Annotated in this window: 22 protein-coding genes, 1 other RNA gene and 1 pseudogene; 13 read left to right on the top strand and 11 right to left on the bottom strand. The window is 51.2% G+C overall.

Features of this window, described 5'->3' with window-relative positions:
* The first annotated feature begins 50 nt into the window (after positions 1-50).
* Positions 51-749: an oxidative stress defense protein gene (locus ACVA58_RS23325; protein WP_446512700.1), complete on the top strand. Its 699-nt coding sequence runs from the start codon at positions 51-53 to the stop codon at positions 747-749.
* 120 nt (positions 750-869) lie between these two features.
* Here ACVA58_RS23325 and serA read toward each other — a convergent pair whose 3' ends face one another.
* The 5 genes from serA to zapA all read right to left on the bottom strand — a co-directional run bounded on the left by serA (position 870) and on the right by zapA (position 4,443).
* Complete coding sequence (serA, locus tag ACVA58_RS23320; RefSeq protein ID WP_446512701.1) at positions 870-2,099, bottom strand: phosphoglycerate dehydrogenase; 1,230 nt, start codon at positions 2,097-2,099, stop codon at positions 870-872.
* 274 nt (positions 2,100-2,373) lie between these two features.
* Positions 2,374-3,033, bottom strand: a complete 660-nt coding sequence (rpiA, locus tag ACVA58_RS23315; protein WP_446512702.1) for a ribose-5-phosphate isomerase RpiA — start codon at positions 3,031-3,033, stop codon at positions 2,374-2,376.
* 232 nt (positions 3,034-3,265) lie between these two features.
* A complete protein-coding gene (locus ACVA58_RS23310) occupies positions 3,266-3,868 on the bottom strand; it encodes a 5-formyltetrahydrofolate cyclo-ligase (RefSeq protein WP_446512703.1) in 603 nt (200 codons plus the stop codon).
* Positions 3,869-3,950: 82 nt separating this feature from the next.
* Positions 3,951-4,133, bottom strand: a non-coding RNA gene (gene ssrS, locus ACVA58_RS23305) — 6S RNA.
* Positions 4,134-4,140: 7 nt separating this feature from the next.
* Positions 4,141-4,443 carry a cell division protein ZapA gene (gene zapA / locus ACVA58_RS23300; RefSeq protein ID WP_446512704.1) on the bottom strand — a complete coding sequence of 101 codons (303 nt, stop codon included), beginning with the start codon at positions 4,441-4,443 and terminating at the stop codon, positions 4,141-4,143.
* 256 nt (positions 4,444-4,699) lie between these two features.
* Between zapA and ACVA58_RS23295 the strand changes: the two genes are divergently transcribed.
* From ACVA58_RS23295 to gcvH, 4 genes are all read left to right on the top strand, one after another.
* The gene (locus ACVA58_RS23295) at positions 4,700-5,335 is read left to right on the top strand and encodes a UPF0149 family protein (RefSeq protein WP_446512705.1); all 636 of its coding nucleotides are present in this window, start codon (positions 4,700-4,702) and stop codon (positions 5,333-5,335) included.
* Between the two features lie 44 nt (positions 5,336-5,379).
* Positions 5,380-6,567, top strand: coding sequence for a 2-octaprenyl-6-methoxyphenyl hydroxylase (ubiH, locus tag ACVA58_RS23290; protein ID WP_446512706.1), 1,188 nt, complete (start codon positions 5,380-5,382; stop codon positions 6,565-6,567).
* Positions 6,568-6,569: 2 nt separating this feature from the next.
* Positions 6,570-7,778 (top strand): FAD-dependent 2-octaprenylphenol hydroxylase, encoded by a 1,209-nt coding sequence (locus tag ACVA58_RS23285; protein ID WP_446512707.1) that lies wholly within the window; start codon positions 6,570-6,572, stop codon positions 7,776-7,778.
* Between the two features lie 339 nt (positions 7,779-8,117).
* A complete protein-coding gene (gene gcvH, locus ACVA58_RS23280; protein WP_446512719.1) occupies positions 8,118-8,504 on the top strand; it encodes a glycine cleavage system protein GcvH in 387 nt (128 codons plus the stop codon).
* A gap of 67 nt (positions 8,505-8,571) precedes the next feature.
* On the opposite strand, the gene ACVA58_RS23275 is transcribed toward gcvH, so the two are convergent.
* Positions 8,572-8,772 carry a DUF1107 domain-containing protein gene (locus ACVA58_RS23275; protein ID WP_107350108.1) on the bottom strand — a complete coding sequence of 67 codons (201 nt, stop codon included), beginning with the start codon at positions 8,770-8,772 and terminating at the stop codon, positions 8,572-8,574.
* A 462-nt stretch (positions 8,773-9,234) separates the two neighbouring features.
* Here ACVA58_RS23275 and ACVA58_RS23270 point away from each other — a divergent pair, with 462 nt between their 5' ends.
* From ACVA58_RS23270 to nqrM, 3 genes are read left to right on the top strand one after another with little or no spacing between them, the layout of a single operon-like run.
* The gene (locus tag ACVA58_RS23270) at positions 9,235-9,549 is read left to right on the top strand and encodes a DUF134 domain-containing protein (RefSeq protein WP_446512708.1); all 315 of its coding nucleotides are present in this window, start codon (positions 9,235-9,237) and stop codon (positions 9,547-9,549) included.
* Positions 9,540-10,016, top strand: a complete 477-nt coding sequence (locus tag ACVA58_RS23265; protein ID WP_446512709.1) for a NifB/NifX family molybdenum-iron cluster-binding protein — start codon at positions 9,540-9,542, stop codon at positions 10,014-10,016. The genes ACVA58_RS23270 and ACVA58_RS23265 overlap by 10 nt, the downstream gene beginning before the upstream one ends.
* Entirely contained in the window at positions 10,013-10,210 is a 198-nt protein-coding gene (gene nqrM / locus ACVA58_RS23260; protein ID WP_446512710.1) for a (Na+)-NQR maturation NqrM, read from the top strand. Before ACVA58_RS23265 ends, nqrM begins: the two co-directional genes overlap by 4 nt.
* A gap of 82 nt (positions 10,211-10,292) precedes the next feature.
* Here the strand turns inward: nqrM and ACVA58_RS23255 are convergent, their stop codons facing one another.
* From ACVA58_RS23255 to ygfZ, 3 genes are read right to left on the bottom strand one after another with little or no spacing between them, the layout of a single operon-like run.
* A complete protein-coding gene (locus tag ACVA58_RS23255; protein WP_446512711.1) occupies positions 10,293-11,231 on the bottom strand; it encodes a LysR family transcriptional regulator in 939 nt (312 codons plus the stop codon).
* 11 nt (positions 11,232-11,242) lie between these two features.
* Positions 11,243-11,704, bottom strand: coding sequence for an aminoacyl-tRNA deacylase (locus ACVA58_RS23250; RefSeq protein WP_446512712.1), 462 nt, complete (start codon positions 11,702-11,704; stop codon positions 11,243-11,245).
* A gap of 3 nt (positions 11,705-11,707) precedes the next feature.
* On the bottom strand, positions 11,708-12,688 hold the full coding sequence (gene ygfZ / locus ACVA58_RS23245) for a tRNA-modifying protein YgfZ (protein ID WP_446512713.1): 981 nt from the start codon (positions 12,686-12,688) through the stop codon (positions 11,708-11,710).
* 286 nt (positions 12,689-12,974) lie between these two features.
* Here ygfZ and ACVA58_RS23240 point away from each other — a divergent pair, with 286 nt between their 5' ends.
* From ACVA58_RS23240 to ACVA58_RS23230, 3 genes are all read left to right on the top strand, one after another.
* Positions 12,975-13,235: an FAD assembly factor SdhE gene (locus tag ACVA58_RS23240; RefSeq protein WP_446512714.1), complete on the top strand. Its 261-nt coding sequence runs from the start codon at positions 12,975-12,977 to the stop codon at positions 13,233-13,235.
* A complete protein-coding gene (locus ACVA58_RS23235; protein WP_446512715.1) occupies positions 13,159-13,635 on the top strand; it encodes a protein YgfX in 477 nt (158 codons plus the stop codon). The genes ACVA58_RS23240 and ACVA58_RS23235 overlap by 77 nt, the downstream gene beginning before the upstream one ends.
* Positions 13,636-13,822: 187 nt before the next feature.
* Entirely contained in the window at positions 13,823-15,652 is a 1,830-nt protein-coding gene (locus ACVA58_RS23230) for a methyl-accepting chemotaxis protein (protein ID WP_446512716.1), read from the top strand.
* Positions 15,653-15,724: 72 nt separating this feature from the next.
* On the opposite strand, the gene nadB is transcribed toward ACVA58_RS23230, so the two are convergent.
* Positions 15,725-17,341 (bottom strand): L-aspartate oxidase, encoded by a 1,617-nt coding sequence (gene nadB / locus ACVA58_RS23225; RefSeq protein WP_446512717.1) that lies wholly within the window; start codon positions 17,339-17,341, stop codon positions 15,725-15,727.
* A gap of 400 nt (positions 17,342-17,741) precedes the next feature.
* On the opposite strand from nadB, the gene rpoE reads away from it, so the two are divergent.
* Positions 17,742-18,320, top strand: a complete 579-nt coding sequence (rpoE, locus tag ACVA58_RS23220) for an RNA polymerase sigma factor RpoE (protein WP_255041122.1) — start codon at positions 17,742-17,744, stop codon at positions 18,318-18,320.
* A 23-nt stretch (positions 18,321-18,343) separates the two neighbouring features.
* Complete coding sequence (locus ACVA58_RS23215; RefSeq protein WP_446512718.1) at positions 18,344-19,003, top strand: RseA family anti-sigma factor; 660 nt, start codon at positions 18,344-18,346, stop codon at positions 19,001-19,003.
* Between the two features lie 50 nt (positions 19,004-19,053).
* On the opposite strand, the pseudogene ACVA58_RS23210 reads toward ACVA58_RS23215, so the two are convergent.
* A pseudogene (locus ACVA58_RS23210) lies at positions 19,054-19,470 on the bottom strand (sigma-E factor regulatory protein RseB domain-containing protein); the annotation flags it as partial.
* Positions 19,471-19,482 lie beyond the last annotated feature (12 nt).

Genomic DNA, 19,482 nt, shown 5'->3' with positions numbered 1-19,482 from the left:
CATATGGACAACGCATGAAAAAATAGATTAATAAAATAGGAATAGGCCAGATGAAAAAACAACTTGTCACAGTAATGTTAGGGTTGGGTTTGTTGGGTACCAGTGGCATGGCTGCAGCTACGGTGAGTGTTCCGCATTTGCAGACAACCGGTAACGGCGAGGTCACTGCACAGCCTGATATGGCCGTGTTTGCCGTTGCTGTCGAAGAGATCCGTCCAACGGCAAAAGACGCCAAGCAAGCAGTGGATAAAGCCGTTGAAGCATTTGTGGCGCGCTTGCTTGAGCAGGGCCTGGATCGCAATCAAATCCAAAGCGCCAATATCAGCCTGCAACCTCAGTATCGCTATCCGAAAGACAAAGAGCCGGAGCTCAAGGGCTACCGTGCCAGCCGCCATGTGACAGTAACGGTTAATACGTTGGATAACCTCAATACCTATCTTGATAGTGCTCTAGGCGACGGTATCAACCGCATCAATAATATTGAGCTTAAGGTTAGCAACGAAAACGAGTATATGGAGCAAGCGCGCCAGGCGGCAATCAAAGATGCCATTGCCAAGGCGGAATCGCTGGCTAAAGGATTTGGTGAATCCTTGGATGGGGTATGGCAGATCTCTTATCAAGCAAGCCAACCACGCCCGATGATGATGCGTATGGCGATGGACGCTGCACCGGAGAATGCCGTCAGCTACCAGGATACCCAGATCATTATTCGTGACCGGGTCGAAGTGGTGTTTAAGCTGGAAGAGTAAAAGAACCTAGAGTCTGGATCCTAGAATATTACGCCTAGGAACCAGGATCTCGCATCTAGGATTTGATGTAAAAAGGAGAGCGTTGAGCTCTCCTTTTTCGATCTTGGTAACCGTTTGTGATTAGTGCAGGATACGGGCGCGGATAGTGCCGTCGATCAGTTTTAGCTTCGACAGGGCTTCTTCCGATCGTTCGGTCTCGACATCAATAACCACATAGCCGATCTCAGGGCCTGTCTGCAGGTACTGGGCGGCGATGTTGATCCCTTCTTCAGCAAAGATGGTGGTGATCTGGTTGAGGATCCCCGGGCGGTTTTCGTGAATGTGCAGCAAGCGCGAGCATTCTCTGTGCTCAGGCAGGGATACTTCTGGGAAACCAACCGCTGACAGGGTCGAGCCGTTGTCTGAGTACTTGGCCATCTTGCCTGCTACTTCAATACCAATATTCGCTTGTGCTTCCTGGGTTGAGCCACCGATGTGCGGTGTCAGCAATACGTTGTCGAATTTGGCCAATGGGCTTTCGAACGGATCGTTGTTGGTTTTCGGTTCAACCGGGAACACATCGATTGCCGCGCCGGCAATATGGTTGCTTTCCAGCGCGCTGCACAGTGAGTCGATATCGACCACGGTACCACGGGCTGCGTTGATGAAAATAGAACCTGGTTTCATGCGAGCGAATTCCTCGACCCCCATCATGTCTTGGGTTTCTGGGGTTTCCGGCACGTGCAGGCTGATTACATCACATTTGTTGAGCAGTTCGGTCATCGATGGTATTTGGGTCGCATTACCCAGTGACAGCTTGTTTTCGATGTCGTAGAAGTACACCTTCATACCGAGGTTTTCAGCTAAGATCCCAAGTTGGGTACCGATATGGCCATAACCGATAATACCGAGGCGCTTGCCACGGGCTTCGAAAGACTGGTCAGCTGATTTGAACCACTCGCCACGGTGGGCCTTGGCATTTTTTTCAGGAATACCGCGAAGCAGTAACAGGATCTCCCCCAGTACCAGCTCAGCCACGCTCCGGGTGTTAGAGAACGGGGCGTTGAAGACCGGGATCCCGCGTTTGGCGGCGGCACTCAGTTCAACCTGGTTGGTGCCAATACAGAAACAGCCGACGGCAATCAGCTTTTGTGCGGCACTGAAGACTTCTTCTGTCAGCTGGGTACGGGAGCGGATGCCTACGAAATGGGCGTCGGCAATGGCGGCAAGCAGCTCGTCACCGGAAAGGGAGCCTTTGTGGTATTCGATGTTGCTGTAACCAGCCTGCTGTAGTACCTCAATTGCAGAAGGGTGGACGCCTTCTAACAGCAGGATCTTTATTTTGTCTTTTTCCAGTGAAATTTTAGCCATTGATACTCATCCTTAACGCTGGTGGCAGAGGGGCTCATGGGAGCTGGGTAGAGGCAGGAAAAGGAAGGAATAGATTTCCTGTATACGGGCAATCCATGAGCACCACATTCGGTTTGCTTACATGCTGCCAGTTAAGTTATCAAAAATTGACCAGAATGGGTAAGAATATTACAGGATTGATAATAAAAAACGGCATATATTATGCCGTTTTGAAAGTGAGTAACGCTTAAAGCGCCTTTTTTCTTATAGACCAAGCTAAAAAAGCGCTAGATGATTACTTTTCGAATTTTTTCACGCCTTCAGGGCTGCCGACAAGCAGGACATCAGCACCGCGGTGGGCAAATAGACCAACAGTCACGACACCCGGTAGGGCGTTGATTGAGTCTTCCATTGCTTTCGGATCGGTGATGGCCATGTTGTGGACATCTAGGATCATATTGCCGTTGTCGGTGACACAGCCTTCGCGGTACTCGGGATCACCACCAAGTTTAACTAATTCGCGGCCGATGTATGAGCGCGCCATCGGGATCACTTCAACCGGTAGCGGGAATTGACCAAGTACATCAACTTGCTTGGTGTCATCAACAATACAGATAAACTGTTTGGCAATCGCGGCCACGATTTTTTCACGGGTCAGGGCTGCGCCGCCGCCTTTGATCATGTCGTATTCGCCGTTGATTTCGTCAGCACCATCAACATAAATATCTAGGCTAGAGACTTCGTTGGCATCAAATACAGGGATACCGATTTGCTCAAGACGCTCGGTAGACGCGACAGAACTTGATACTGCACCTTTGATTTCTTCTTTGCGGGTAGCCAAAGCATCGATGAAGTGATTAACCGTCGAGCCAGTACCGACACCTACAATGCTGCCTTTCTTTACGTACTCTAGAGCAGCCCAGCCAGCAGCTTTCTTCATTTCATCTTGTGTCATGCTTATCTCCTAGTGATGACAAACGTTGCGCGGAGCGCTGATTATAGCCAAATAGCGGTCTGGCGTCAGTCCTTATCTGGCCGGATAAATGCAACCTAAGTTGGAGGAAAAAGACAATTCTATTAATAACATAAGCTTAAGGTGGGGGGTGTGGCACAGAAAAGACAAACGATTGCGTCTAGGTGGTGGTTTTTTGTCAATATCACCGCTTTTAAGCCTTGTTTATCGGTACTTACCAGTGAAAATGGTACGACGGGGTGATGATCTCGGGGAGCGGGACATCCCAGGCTTCAAACGGCAGGCTGTCGACTTGTTGGCAATCATGGGCCAAACCAACGGGGCGCGGACCACGTCGTTCATTGTGCCACAGGCTCAAGGTTCGGTCGTAATACCCCCCTCCCATCCCTAGGCGCTGGCCGGTATTGTCGAACGCAACCAGAGGAGTGCAGATAGTATCGAGCTCAATGACTGGTTTGACGAGTCGGATATCCAAAACTGGCTCTTGAATGCCATAGCAGTTGCGGTTCATCCTCGTTGTTGGCGTGTAGTGGAGGAACAGCAAATGGCCTTTGCTAAATGGGTGGAGTACCGGTAGGTAGACCTCTTTTCCTTGCTGCCACAACCATTCGATCACAGGAGTGGTATCGAGCTCACCATCGTTGGCGAGATAGAGGGCAATATGCTGAGCTTGTAGTAGGCTGCTGGCCTGCTTGCAGTGTTCGAGTAAATCGCGCGCGGCATCTGTCTGCTGAACGGATGTTAACTGACGTCGATGTTCACGGGTTCGCTTGCGAAGTTGCTGCCGGGTGGCTGATGCAGGTACCGCAGATCTCATAGGTCGTCCAATGACAAAAGGTTCTGAGGAATAGAGGGCGATGGCTGTCAGCAGTACTTGCTGCGTAAGCGCATCTGAAAAGGTATGCCCCAAGGTGCCGTTGCGCATTGTGGCCCTTGAACCAGATGTTCAAGGTGGATCAGCAACATTAACCGCAGGCTTCTCGGTACGGGCCGAGCTTGCTCAATAGCTAATCAAAGCTGATCCTGGGTTTTTGCTTATCGGCTCGGGGACGTTAATCCGCTGACGCACACCCCAGGGTCAATTCATTATCAACGCTTTGGCTGATATTGCAATGCTTTCTCCAATAAATCTTCCATCTCATTGATTCTATTGGATAGTTTTTCAGCATTGCGCTGTTGTTCTTGGCGCTCGCTATGCAACTCGTTACAAATGTTTAGACCGGTAAACATCAGCAGCTGTTCGGCGTTAGTGATTTTGGTTCGCTCGGCAAGATCTTTTAAGCGCTGATCAAAATCGGCGGCTGCTGCACGCAGGGCGTCTTCCTGGCCTGCTGGGCAGTTCACCTTGAAGCTGCGGCCATATACCTGAATTTCTACTGCCTGGTTACTCATAAATGTTTAATCTGCTCCGTGCCAGATCGTCCAATTTGGCATTCCGCTGCGATATGCGCTAGGAGGCCCAATATAGAAAAAGCCCTATCAACATGCAAGTGAGCCCGTCATGCTTTAGACCTAAATCTGTCTAATTAATCAGATATTAACCAGATTGAGGTAAATTAGACGGGAAATGGCGAGTGACTGATCTTTTGTATAAGTGGTAGCATACCATAAAGACGATTTAGCCCCATGACAATAAGGTGAATAGCCCATGAGCGACCCAAAACTTCCTGCCTATGAAACCCTAGAGCCAATGCTGAAAGAGCAAGGCCTAGCCGTTACCCCGTCAGAGCTGCATGGCCTGATCTGCGGGATGATTTGCGGTGGTATGGCTGTTGACGGTGAACAGTGGCTGGCACCAGTTTGCGACTATGCCAATCAGGGCGACGCGATGACCGATGGTGCCAAAACGGTTGTGCGCTCGGTGTTTGACGCGGCAGCTCGCGAGCTGGGCGGCTTGACCCAAACCCTTTTCACCTCGACGGCTGCCGAACTGGCTGACGTTGATTTCACGGTTGAATTGCTGCTTCCTGGCGAAGACGCTGAGCTGATGCTCCGTGCCGAGGCTCTGAGTGAATGGGTGACCAATTTTATTTCTGGCCTCGGTCTGATGGGGATGAATAAGCAGCAGTTGTCTGACGATGTCACCGAGGCGGTGGCTGCGTTGGAAGAAATTGCCCAGCTTGGCGTTGATGAAGACGAAGATATGCAAGAGCAGGCGATGCTATTTGATAACGTGGTGGCTTATGTGCCGGAGTGCGTATTGACGTGCCTGATCGGTCTGAGCCAGCGCGGTGAAGCTGAAGATGAAACGGCTGACCTAGCTGACAAGCCAACTCTTCACTAAGCCAGTTCTTCACTAAGTACAGTACTTTCAGTTAAGGGACAGATGTGAAGCAGTACGATGTCGTGATAGCCGGTGGTGCAATGGCCGGCGCAACCTTGGCAATTGCATTGGATAAACTGGGGGCCGGAAAGCTTCGTATTGCTGTCGTCGAAGCGGTAGAGCCGAAGCTGGATCTGCACCCCGGCTATGACGCGCGAAGCATTGCCATTTCTCTAGGCTCGGTCCAGCAGCTCGACAGTATCGGATGCTGGCAGGCACTTTCTGGTGTGGCAACCGCCATTTCCCAGATCCATGTTTCAGATCGTGGCCACGCCGGTATGGTCCACCTTGATGCCCGTGAGCGGGCGGTGGATGCTTTGGGTTACGTGGTTGAATTGACTGATGCCGGACGGGCCTTCCATCACAAGTTGGCAAAGTTGGATCGTATTGATCTGATTTGTCCAGCCAAGATCGCTGAGATCGAACGACATCAGCATGGTGTTGATTTGATCTTGGACAATGGCGACCAATTGCACTGCCGTTTGGTGGTTGCCGCCGATGGTGCCCAGTCATCTGTTGGCGACATGCTGGGTCTAGGTCGTAGTGAATATGACTTCGAACAGGTGGCGGTGATCGCCAATGTAACTACAGATGAGGCGCATCAGGGCAGAGCGTTTGAACGTTTTACCCCGCATGGGCCGGTTGCTTTGCTGCCAATGTCGGAAGGTCGGAGTTCATTGGTGTGGTGTATTCGCCCTGACGATCAAGCTGAAGTGATGGGTTGGAGTGACGAGACGTTTCTTGCCAAGCTTCAGCAGGCCTTCGGTTGGCGCCTCGGCCGCTTGAGCCACGCCGGTGTACGCCATGCCTATCCATTGTTATTGCGCCAATCTCTTCGCCTAGCCTCTCATCGGGTCGCCGTGGTGGGAAATGCGGCGCAGACGCTGCATCCGATTGCTGGTCAGGGGTTCAACCTTGGCTTGCGTGATGTGATGAGTCTGGCCGAGGAAATCTGCCGTGAGTGGGCTCGCACCGGTGATGCTGGACACTCTCGGGTATTGAGCCATTACCGCCAGCGTCGGGAGCCGGATCGTGAAGCGACGATTGGCATGACCGCGGGCTTGGTCGGTATTTTTGCCAACGATAGCATACCTTTTGTTGCCGGCCGTAACCTTGGTTTGATGGCGATGGAATGTGTCGATGTATTGAAAGCCCCGCTGGTACGGCGGGCGATGGGACAGGTAGATAGATAATCATGATGCAAAGTGTTGATGTCGCTATTATTGGCGGCGGTATGGTCGGCCTTACTTTGGCTGCTGCTTTTGCTGATACCGAACTACGGGTTGCGGTGATTGAAGGTAAGTTACCTGATACGGAGCTTGCTCCGCTACCGGATGTCCGGGTCTCGGCACTGAGTCGGGCCAGTGAACGTATCCTGCGCCGAGTGGGTGCCTGGGAGGGTATTGCTGCCCGCCGAATGGCGCCGTACAGCAAGATGCAGGTATGGGAGCAGGACAGCTTTGCCAATATTGCCTTTGATGCAGCACGACTGGCCCAGCCTGATTTGGGACATATTGTTGAAAACCGGGTCATTCAGTTATCGTTGATGGATTGTGTTAAGCAACTGCCAAATGTCACTCTGCTGGCGCCGGAGCGTTGCCAGAGCATTGCTTTTGGCGAGAGTGAGGCTTGGTTGAGTTTAGAGTCAGGCCGTAACTTGACCGCTAAGCTGGTGGTCGGTGCCGACGGCGCCAATTCCTGGTTGCGCCAGCAGCTAGATATACCATTGACTCACTGGGACTATGGCCACAGTGCTATTGTTGCCAATATTCGATGCAGTGAACCGCACCAAGACACGGCGCGCCAGATCTTTCGCCCTGAAGGGCCATTGGCTTTCTTGCCGTTGGCTGAGCCGGATCTGTGCTCGATTGTTTGGTCATTACCGCCTGAAGAGGCAAACCAGTTGTGTGAAATGCCAGAGCCGGAGTTCAACAAACATCTGACCGCTGCGTTTGATAACCGCCTTGGCTTGTGTTCTGTTGAAGGTGAGCGACAGGCCTTCCCGCTGAAGATGCGCTATGCCCGTGACTTTGTCCGTGAGCGTGTCGCTCTGGTCGGGGATGCTGCCCATACGGTCCACCCGCTTGCCGGTCAGGGAGTCAACCTTGGCTTGTTGGATGCGGCGAGCTTGGCGCAAGAGCTCAAGCAACTGTGGCTGGAAGAGAAAGATATCGGTCGTCAGAGTCACCTGCGCCACTATGAGCGTTGGCGTAAAGCTGAAGCGGCGAAAATGCTCGTGGCGATGCAGGGCTTCAGGGATCTGTTCGACGGCAGTCATCCGGCCAAAAAGCTGGTCCGCGATTTGGGTATGCTGTTTGCCGACAAGGCGCCGGGTGTGAAGGACGAGTTTATGCGCCGGGCCTTGGGACTCAGTGGTGAACTACCAGAGTTAGCCCGCTACTAAGTTAATATCCAACAGCCGAGTCAAGCCAAGAGCCGCCAGTTCAAACGGGCGGCTTTTTTGTATTCATTGGTTCTCTTAAGGAAGTCAGCTCGGAAACAAAGCGTGGTGAAAGGTGGGGATTCACGGAAATGACAAAAAATTGTTATCCAATTTGGTGATTTTCTCCTACATTAAATATCAGGAAAAAAACAGAGCTGGCAGTAACTGGCCCAGGCGTTAGATTTCATCTTGTTAGCCGAACAAATACTGGCTTTTGCTCTCCCTGCGATAACTGATTCTGCTGGCCGCATTGAGAGTGCGATAGGCAGGCTTTCATAAGGAAGTTTCACTATGAGCGATATTCCCTCTGAGTTGAAGTTTACCAATACCCATGAATGGATCCGTCCCGAAGGTGATGGGGTATATACGGTGGGTATTACCGATCATGCCCAATCATTGCTGGGTGATATGGTGTTTGTTGATCTGCCGGAAATTGATGCCGTAACGGAAGCGGGTGAAGATTGTGCGGTCGCAGAGTCGGTGAAGGCGGCGTCTGATATTTATGCGCCGTTATCCGGATTTGTGATTGCCATCAATGAAGACTTGGAAGGTTCACCAGAGCTGGTCAATAGTGACCCTTATGGTGACGGTTGGTTGTTCCAGATAAAGGTCGAAGATGAGGGAGAGTTTGCCGATTTGCTCGATGCTGATAGCTACTCGGACTTGGTTGATGAAGACAGTGACTAAGACCTGATTAGCTTTCTATGCCTTGATAAAAGAAAAGCCCGTAATGGGCTTTTCTTTTTCTGCGAGATTAGCAGTCTTTAAGGCGACGAATTTCCTGATTAATTTCACTTACCGTTTGGTAATGGCGATGTTGGGCCTTCACTGGCACCAACAATTGACCGTTGTTGAACTCATAGCCGCCTCGACCATCAATGTAGATCCTTCCACTGAATAAACGACTTACGTGCTTTGCGATCATTTTCGGCACGTAGCGTTTGAACATCCGCATAGTTAGCCAACCTTTCCTTTTGTATTTGACGGCAGGAATTATAAAACAATGCGCATTATGCTTTTGTGATGTCTTCAGCATAATAGTGATGTTAAATAACTTAATAACTACTATTTCTTTTACCCTTGGCGCGTTGGATGGAGTTTTATACTTTTGTTTTATATCGTGAATTAAGTTATCGCTCTGGCATATTATTCATTGTTTTTTGCATGATTTGCATTTAGTTAAACGATTTTAGTCACTTAGATATTGATTCTGACCTAAAAAGGAAAACCAGTGCGGAGATCCCAATAGCTAAATCGTTCATAAATAAACCAATTGAAAAGTAGCAGGCTGTGCTAAACAGATGAAAATGCTGATTGTCCCGACTGGACGGATCTGCTCGAAAACTGTTTTTGATCAAAGATTATTATTAGCATATGCCAATAATGGTGTTTTTAGCGATTAGATTATTAGTGAACTATGCCTAGACCGAAAATCCAGCGGCGGATCCGTTGTCGCCCAGCTTATAGCTGTTTCAAGCCCAATGGGGTGCCAATGTCTGAACTCGCCTCCCTTTCGCTTGCAGCTGATGAATTAGAGGCTTTAAGACTTGTCGATCTCAATGGGCTCAGCCAGCAGGCTGCTGCGCAGGAGCTTGGGGTATCCCGCCAGACCTTGGGCAATATCGTTGCTGCGGCAAGGCATAAAGTGGCGAGCGCCTTGGTCAAGGGTATGGCACTAGAGCTGGATACTATTGTCCAGCCAAACAATGAAAAGGAGCCATCATGTCAATAGCCATCGCCGTCACACCACATCATGAAGTGGCAGGGCATTTCGGAAAAGCTGCCGGCTTTGTTGTTTACGATGAACAAGGACAATTGATTGCCGAATTGATTAACCAAGGCCGCAAAGAAGTAGGATGCAAGCATAAAAAGCAGCTTCAGGCGCAATTGGCAGAGCATAATGTTAAGACGTTATTGCTTGGCAATGTCGGCCAGCGTTCGCTAGCCCGCTTGCTACGAGCGGGCTTTTCAGTGTTTAGGGTTCCCAACCGTGCGGCGGTGCAAGATGTATTGGATGGCAGCGTTGGCCGTGAACCGTTGCTGACTGCCGAGCAGGGGCGGCCGTGCAAGCGCGAGAAAGGCGGCTGTGGCTGTGGTTGCGGCAGCAAAAAAACAGTGAAGCCCGCTAAAATAGGTATGACAGCCAGTGGTAATGCCAATGTGCAGGGGCTGACCAAGATTGGAGGGTTTAAGCTATGACCTATTTGTTGACGGTATTAATTTTTGTGCTGGTGATTGGGGCGATGGCTATTGGCTGGATCTTTCGCAAAAAAGCCATCCAGGGGAGCTGTGGCGGGCTTGCCAATGTCGGGGTCGACAAGGAGTGTGGCTGTAAGGAGCCCTGTGATGAGCACAAGCTTTATCAAATCAGCGAGCCGGAATCAAAACGCTAACTTGTAGTCGCTGTTGTAAAGAAAAAGCGCAGATACCCATCTGCGCTTTTTTGTATCACTCTTTCGCTGTTGCTCCTCGATATCAATGAGCTTTACGCAGCTCTTCAATCCGTTGGGTGACGGCGTCGCCGACGCATTGGCGCAGCCATTCCAAACGAGGGTGGTTGGTATTGCGGCGTAGCCATAGCATGTTGATATCGAAGTCGGGAATATCGACCGGCGGACGGCATTGGCTCAGCTCATCATTGAATACATCAAGCCTGGCCATCAGGGTCGACACCACGCATAGCAAGTTTCGTCCACTAAGCAGGTGACGGATGGTCAGAAAGCTGCTGGAGCCTACTGCAATATGGCGCTGGAAACCCTGCTGTTGTAACTGGTTGTCGATATTGGTTATCAGTTTGCCATCTGGGGAGACCAAGGCCTGCGGTGTTTGGATATACCTAGCCAGATCAATTGGTGAGGATAAACCGGTCGCTTTAGCATCGAATAGACAGACATGGTCTTCGGTATACAGGTACTGGCTATCGAACTCATGGGGTAAGTTGGTCATCGAGCCGATGATAAGGTCGATTTTCTGGCTTTCGGTTGCTTGCTGGTAATTGTTGCGGTCAACATTGCAGAAGCTGAGTTGGCTGTGCGGCGCCGCCTTGCGGAGAGCATCGAACAACGCTGGGGCGAACAGCAATTCGGCATAGTCGGTCAGGCCGATCCTCAGAGTGCCTTGATAGTCTTCGGCGGAGAACTTATCCGGCTGGAGGATTTCGCTGGTGATCAGCTGGAGGATATGCTCGACCACCGGGGTGAGCTCAATCGCTTTCTCGGTGGCTATCATCTGGTGGCCGCGGCGTTCGAACAGCGGATCATCAAGCAAGGCGCGTAACCGTGACAGGTTATGGCTCATGGCTGATTGGCCGATGGACAGCTTAGCGGCAGCTTTGGTGACACTGCGAGTTTCCATCAGAGCCGAAAAGGCGACCAGCAGGTTGAGGTCAATGCCTCGCCAGTTGATATTGTTCATGCAGCTCCCATTTAACGGCAGATATCGGCAAACATAGGATCACACAGTACCAACAGATCATCGGTTGCTAATTCGACGCCGGCCATTCGGTCGCCACTACTGATATTGACCCAAGTGTGGGCGGTGATCTGGTGATCGAAAATAACCGGAAGAGGACGCTTGAGTCCGATCGGTGCGACTGTTCCTATCACCAGCCCTGTGACTTTTTCGACATCACTGGGATCGGCGCATGTCATGCGACGGCAGCCGAACATCGCTCGGACCTTTTTGGGATCAACTTGGGCCGGGCCGGGCACGCACGCCAGCACATGGAATCCTCCCATATCTCTGAGCAAGATGGATTTTACCATCTGCTCGGGATCAACCCCCCTTTCGCGGGCGGCTTCCTCTATGGTTTTGGCCGGCTGGCTATGATGAAGAAGGCGATATTCCACGCCTTCGTTGTCTAAGTAATGGGTAACCGGGGTATTCATGGCTTAGCTGTTGTCGTCCAGTGAGTACGGAAGCGCTTGCTGATGCCATACACCTTCGGTACCAGCCAGACGGAAAGCCGTACCTTCGTCCAGATCGTTTGGCAATACGACTAATGCGGTTGCTTGGCCATCGCCGAATTGGTAACCGGCGACGATGGTGCCGCCCTTGCGCCAGTTTTCGCCTACGCTGCGCTCTAGACTGTCGCCAGCTTGCGGGCATTGATTTGCTGGGCCGCTGACAATGTACATCGCACGCTTGTTGATACCGCGGTACTTGGCGCGTGCCACGGTTTCCTGACCGGTATAGCAGCCTTTGGTAAAGCTGATCCCACCCAAGGCCTGAAGGTTGACCGCCTGTGGGATGAATTCTAGCTCGGTTGCCGCATTGATGCTCGGGATGGCAGCGTGGATGTCATAAAGATCCCACAGGCTATCATCGCTCAGTGTCGCGGTGGCTGCCAGTTGGCTGGCAACGTCATTGGCCGCGTCAGCGTTGAGTGCTAGCAGCCAGCGCAGGGAGTCAATCTTGACCGCAGTACCACCTTGGATTGCACGGACATCGCCTTCGCCACCAAACAGCTGGGTGACTTGGGCGTCTGCATCGCTACCTGCAATACCCAGTAGAATATCAGTACTGGCTTCGATATCGACTTTGGAAAAAATGGCGTATTTCTTCAACTCAGGTAGTTGGGTATCCATAATGCTGCGGCGCTGCAAGAAACCATAGCCATCATTGTGGTGGAACAAACGAAATACGGTACGCAATTTACCTTTAGCATCACAATGACCGGCAAGGGTGCTTTGCTCTGCGGCAAGGCCCACCACATCACAGGTCACCTGACCTTGTAAGTACGATTTTTTGTCGTCGCCGATCAGGGTTACCAGCGCCCAGTTGGCAAGATCGACCAAGGCAAGAGATGGTAGGGCATCGCCGGTTGCTAGGGAAAGGCGATCAAAATTGAGGTTTTCAGACCAGTTGCTCATGGGACGTCCAGTTGAGAAATCATTTATGTCTATGTTAAAGCGCGGATTGTGATTTGTCAGCAATATTACTTGAGGAAGTTGGTCAGATATTGTCGTTCGTGTTTGCTTGCCATAACCTGCGCAGCAAAATAGATCCTAGCTCTCAACTCGGGGCAATGTTTGTGCTACCTCATGGTCGCTGGCAATACGGGCTGCTAGTATGGTGAGCATTGTTAACATCCGGGGCTACCTTCATCGGTTTAGGTCTTTTTACGGTCGCTCCGGGATCCAATCATGAGGTTGTAAAATGTTAAGTGCAGACGAAAAAGCACGGGTTAAGTGGGCTTGCCGCCGTGGCATGCTGGAGTTGGATGTGCTCATCATGCCGTTTTTCGACGAGTGTTTTGATGATCTCCCCGAGCAAGAGCAGCAGGATTTTATCTCGCTGCTGACGTGTGACGATCCCGATCTGTTTACTTGGATGATGCAGCATGGCCGCAGTGAAAACCCGGCACATGCAGCAATGGTCGATAAGATTGTTGCCCACAACAACAGCAAACTTCGCTGATCTTACCCTTACACCATCCTACCGCTTAATGTGCGCACTGGCATCGCTGTATGCCTGTGCGCTTGTTCTGTTATTGCTTTGTACCTTCCTCTCGCCTTTTCCCTGGCCTGTTTTTTTCGTTGTTGGCTGGTGGCTGTTTAATGAGTGGGAGCGGCGCTTTGCCGATATTTGCCAATTGGCTGGCCGGCTGCAGATCTCCAATCAAGGGGATATTCGCTGGCAGAAAAAGCAGTGGCGGCTAAAGACCGCACGAATCCGCACTGGCCTAATTCTTGTTTGGCACCTTGAAGGAGTCAGTGGCCAAATGATTTGGTTGCCGATATGTCCAGACGCATGCTCTGGTGCCTCCTACCGTAGCCTAGCGCTGTATTCCCATCATCACCGAACACTCTCTGGTTAACCCTGGTAAATAATTAATTCATACATTGGGTCAAAACTGGTCTATTTTTGCGTGTTTTGATGGCTTTTCGTGTGAACTGTTTCTCTTGGTCATGAAAGCGTCATCTTTTGTTTCAGAGAATAGCTATCGGGCCGATTAACATGAGTGGGTGCTGGTGAATCAGTGTTGAAACGCGGTGGAAAGGGTAATGAAAATAAAATTAAAATTGTTGGGGCTGACCCTGATTTCAGTCGTGGCATTGGGCGCTGTACTGTTGATCGGTCAGGTGGCGGGTGAGCGGGTGGTTCGTCTCAACCAAGCCAAGGTGACAGTCACAGAGATGGAAGTCGCGCTATTGAACCTACGCCGAAATGAAAAAGATTTCATGATGCGGATGGACATGAAATACCGTTCAACATTCGAGAGTAACTATACCCGTTACCAGGACTTGCAGGCAGAGCTGGCTAGTCAAGCTCAGTACTTGTCATTGTCTATTACGCAGTTGGAGCAATTTTCTGGCGTGATGGCCAAGTATCGCGAGGGGATGTTGGCATTGATGACTGGCTATCAACAGCTTGGGCTATCCAAAGATGAGGGGATGCTAGGCGAGTACTTTGCTGCAACGGATGCGCTTATCCATACTGCCAGCGTGCAAGGGGAAGGCCTTGGCCCGTTATTTTCGCTGGTAATGGCTAGCAAGGTGATGGTGCTGGAAGGAAACCAAGACAGTGTGGCGGATTATTTAGCATTGAAGCAGGCTCATGAAATGCAGCTGTCTGTGCTATTTGGCCAGAACTTTCAGCGCTACCAACAGGCTGCTGAGCAGGCTCGTTTGCAGTTGACACAGATTGGCCTGAGCCATAATCAAGGGTTGCTAGGTGATATGCGCAGCCAGGCCCACCAGGTTGAACAGATGTTTTCGACAGTCAAGCAGCAGTTGGATAAGACCGTGGCAGATGATCAGCAGCAGCTAACTGCGGTCTTGTCGGTAACCGTTGTACTGGTTGTGTTGGCCCTGTTGGGGTTGTCTGGGTGGATTAGCCAGTCCATCCACCGCCGCTTGGCAGGGATGAGCCAGCTGATGGCAGAAATTGCAACCAGCCATGATCTGACCCGCACCGCAGATCAGGTTGGTAACGATGAGATGGCGGAGATGGCGGTTAATTTTAACTATCTGCTGGCGAGCTTGCGCCAATTGGTGGGGGAGGTACAGGTAGCGGTTTCCGAATTGGGCGGTGCCTCGAATCAGCTTCAGCAACGGAGTAACGAGTCCGAACAAGCTCTACGTCAACAGCAAAGCGAGACCGAGTCTGTTGCCACGGCGGTGACGGAAATGGGGGCGACAATCCGCGACATTGCTGATAACACAGAAGTGGCCGCAGGGCATGCCGAGCGTAGCTTTCAGGGGGCGACCGATGGATTGCAGGAAGTGACGAATACCAAACATAAGATCGATACGCTGTCTGACGATTTAGCCAGCACCAGCGAGCAAGTGTCTAGCCTGTCTAACCTGTCGACTAATATTGGCTCGGTGCTGGATGTGATTAAAGATATTGCCGAGCAAACCAACTTGTTGGCTCTAAATGCGGCTATTGAAGCCGCCCGGGCCGGTGAACAGGGGCGCGGTTTTGCTGTGGTTGCTGATGAGGTCCGGACCTTGGCATTACGTACCCGTCAGTCGACGGAAGAAATTACGACTATTATTGGCTCCCTACAGGGGCAGACCGAACAAGTGGTGGAGCATATTAGTCATTGCCGCGAGCTGGGTGGCCAGAGTGTGACTCAGGCGGAAAGTGCGGAGCGACAAATCAACCATATCATGGCGAATATGCAGCAGATAATGGACACCAGTCACCAGATCGCCGCGGCGGTTGAGCAGCAGAGCTTAGTGTCGGGTGAAGTTGGGCAGAATGTCTCAGCTATCAGCGATTTGACTATACTCAACACCCAGGTCGCCCATGACAACGTACAAGCCGCTCAGGCTGTGGCCCAACAAGCAAAAGGGCTAGAACAAGCAATTGCCGGATTCCGGGTCTAACGAGCGCCAAATCACAATAAAGAAAAGCGAGGGCCAAATGGCCCTCGCTTTTTTGTTTTTGTTTTTCTGATATTACTGCTGGTCAGGGATCAGCACGGTTGGCTTGGCTTGCTCAACAGCTTCGGGGTAGTCGAGGGTATAGTGCAGGCCGATGCTTTCTTTCCGCTCGAGAGCGCAGCGAACCATGAGTTCGGCAACTTGGAGCAGGTTGCGCAGCTCCAGCAGGTTGTTCGAAACTTTGAAGTTGCTGTAGTACTCATCGGTTTCGTCTTTTAGCAGCTGGATCCGGCGCATCGCTCGTTCAAGACGCTTGGTGGTGCGGACAATGCCCACGTAGTCCCACATAAACAAGCGCAGCTCGTGCCAGTTGTGCTGGATCACGACTTCTTCATCAGAGCAGCTGACTTGGCTTTCGTCCCAGAAAGGCAGCGAAGGTGGAAGCTCGACGCTCTCCATTTTCTCGGCAATGCTTTCAGCGGCTGCCCAGGCGTAGACCACACACTCCAACAGGGAGTTAGAGGCCATACGGTTGGCCCCGTGCAGGCCGGTGTAGCTGACCTCGCCGATAGCATAAAGGCCATCGAGATCGGTCAAGCCTTGTTTGTCGACGACTACGCCACCACAGGTATAGTGAGCGGCTGGGACAATCGGGATCGGCTCTTGGGTGATATCAATACCGAACGTCAGCAATTTCTCGTAAATGGTTGGGAAGTGTTTGGTGACAAAGTCTGCTGGCTTGTGGCTGATATCGAGATACATGCAATCGGCACCGAGACGCTTCATTTCAAAGTCGATAGCCCGGGCAACAACATCACGCGGTGCCAACTCGCCTCGCTCATCGAAATCTTTCATAAACCGTGAGCCATCAGGGCGGCGCAGATACGCACCTTCGCCACGCAGGGCTTCGGTCAGTAGGAAGTTACGTGCATCAGGATGGAACAGGCAAGTAGGGTGGAACTGGTTGAACTCTAGGTTCGCGACCCGGCAGCCAGCGCGCCATGCCATCGCAATCCCGTCACCGGAGGAGACATCCGGGTTCGAGGTATACTGGTAAACTTTAGAAGCACCACCGGTTGCCAGCACCACAAACTTGGCGCGAACGGTTTCGACCGCTTCAAGGTTTCGGTTCCAGATGTAAGCACCTTGGATCCGGTTTGGCTGTTCGGTATCACCCAATTTGTGTGAAGTGATGAGATCCAATGCATTATGGCGCTCGAGTACTTCGATATTCGGGTGGTTGTGAACATTGTCTTGCAATGAGTTTTGCACAGCCATGCCGGTAGCATCGGCGGCGTGGAGGATACGGCGGTGGCTGTGTCCCCCCTCGCGGGTCAGGTGATAGCGTGGGGCTTCGTCGGTGTCGCTTTCTTCGCGGTCAAACGGCACACCGCCATCGATCAGCCACTGGACACAGTGCTTGGCATTTTCAGCGATGAAGCGGACGACGTCTTCATCACACAGGTGGGCACCGGCAATCTGGGTATCCTCGATGTGGGAATCAACACTGTCTGATTCATCAAAAACGGCGGCGATCCCGCCTTGGGCATAGAAGGTTGCTCCCTCGCTGCGCGGTCCCTTGCTCAGGACGATCACTTTACCCATGGGTGCGAGTCTAAGGGCCAATGACAGTCCTGCTGCACCACTACCGACAACAAGCACATCGCATTGATGTTCACGGTTTTCATTCATAATGATTTCATATCCCTGTGGTAATCCCGCTATATTACCAAATTCCGTTGGTTTTGTTCATTTTTGACGGATGGTTCACAAATCTCCCGCCTTAAACTATATAATGCACAAATCAGCGTGACCAAAGCGTGCATACAGCAGACATACTGCTTTAATACAATGGAAAAATCGCGCACTATTATTGAGAAATAATTTTTTCCTTGGGAACTTTGCCAGTTCCCCTAGGTCTTAAATAGTGCTCACGCTCATACATTTTTATCATACTGTTTTGATTGAGCATACTCGTCATAGCTAGGCGAGTTCGGCACAAGGTATACCAGCAAAAAGAGTTTGTTTTTGAGGGCCAGCCGGAACAACAGATAAAAATGCGGGTGAATTTGATATAGGAGTACACGCTCGAATGAGCGAGCAGCAAACTGATCAGGTATTAATTGAGCGGGTACAGCGTGGTGATAAGCAGGCATTCAATTTACTGGTAGTGAAATACCAGAATAAAGTCTGCAACTTAGTTGCCAGATATGTCAGCAACTCCGGCGATGTACCGGATGTCGCTCAGGAAGCATTTATTAAGGCGTACCGGGCACTGCCGACTTTTCGGGGTGAGAGTGCGTTTTATACATGGTTATATCGAATCGCTGTTAACACGGCGAAAAACTATTTGGTGGCTCAGGGACGTCGCCCGCCCGCGTCGGATGTGGATGCGGAGGATGCGGAATATTATGAAAGTGGTAGTGCACTGAAAGAAATTTCGAACCCTGAGAACCAAATGTTGTCTGATGAATTAAGGCGGGTAGTTTTCAGTACCATTGAAGGATTACCGGATGATCTTAAAACTGCGATCACCTTGCGCGAGCTGGAAGGCTTGAGCTATGAGGAAATTGCAGAGGTCATGGGTTGTCCGGTCGGTACAGTACGCTCCCGTATATTTCGAGCGCGAGAGGCGGTTGAAAAACGTATTCGACCTCTTACACAGCGATAGTGTTGGGCCAAACGGTGAAAAAGATGGCTGATAAAGAAAAAATCTCGTCATTGCTTGATGGCGAAGAGCTGGATCAGAGCATTATTAATGCATTGGCTGTCGATGACGATAGTCAGCAGACCTGGCAGAACTTCAACCTCATAGGTGATGTGATGCGCGGGGAAGCACCGCAAAACAAGGAATGGGACATTGCGGCTAAGGTAGCACTGGCGCTGGAGGATGAACCTGTTCATACGGGAATCGTACAGACAGAGCCTGCCTCTGTGGTCTCTATTGCAGCGGCGCGTGAGGCGCAGGTTGAAGAATCTCAGCCTACACCTCAGCAAGCCAAACGCAAGATGCCAGCTTGGCTTACCCAGTTTGGACAGGTAGCGGTCGCCGCTTCCGTGTCTTTGGCTGTGATTGTGGGCGTCCAGCAATACAATGGTGGTGAGAGTTCACTAACCACGTCATCTGGAGATGCACAGTTACCTGTACTGGAAACCATCCCATTTGCGGGAACGGCTGAACCAGTGAGTTTGACTCGTGATTCTGTACGTTCGAGCCGCCATACAGGTCCGAGCGAAGAGCAGGTGATGGAACAGCGTCGCCGCATCAATGCCATGCTGCAAGATTATGAATTACAGCTTCGCCTCAATGCTGAAGACGGCTCAATTGACCGTACAATGCTCGACGTGAATTAATCGATGGCGGAAAAATGAAGAGACTTCTGGTCGGTGTATTGACACTGGTCAGCCTCGCGAGCACGTCCCATCGAGATGAAGTCGTAATAGCCTGCCAACTCATTGATGTCGGTTTTCATTATTGGCGGCAGTGGGGCCACCATTTTATTGCTATCGATGGTAAACGGATCCAACCCCGGCTCGAAGTAGCTCACTTCATCACCACGCTGAATCACCTCTCGCGGAGGACCGCTGAGGTAAACAAGATGTGCAAAGGTCTCACCATCTTCCAGTGCATGACGATAGCGCAGCGGTTCAATACTGTTTTTCTTGATTAAGATATATGACAACTCATAACTGAGCTTTCGGCTCGCCTCGTCCATTTGATGCAACAAAGCCTCGGCAGAAGAAACCGGTTCTTCAGCAGAGGCTTGGTACGGCATCGCGAGGCTGACCAGTGTCAATACACCGACCAGAAGTCTCTTCATTTTTCCGCCATC

The sequence above is a fragment of the Photobacterium sp. DNB22_13_2 genome (assembly GCF_052873915.1).
Note: the sequence above shows the minus strand (reverse complement) of the source record. Positions and strands in the feature narration are given on the sequence as shown.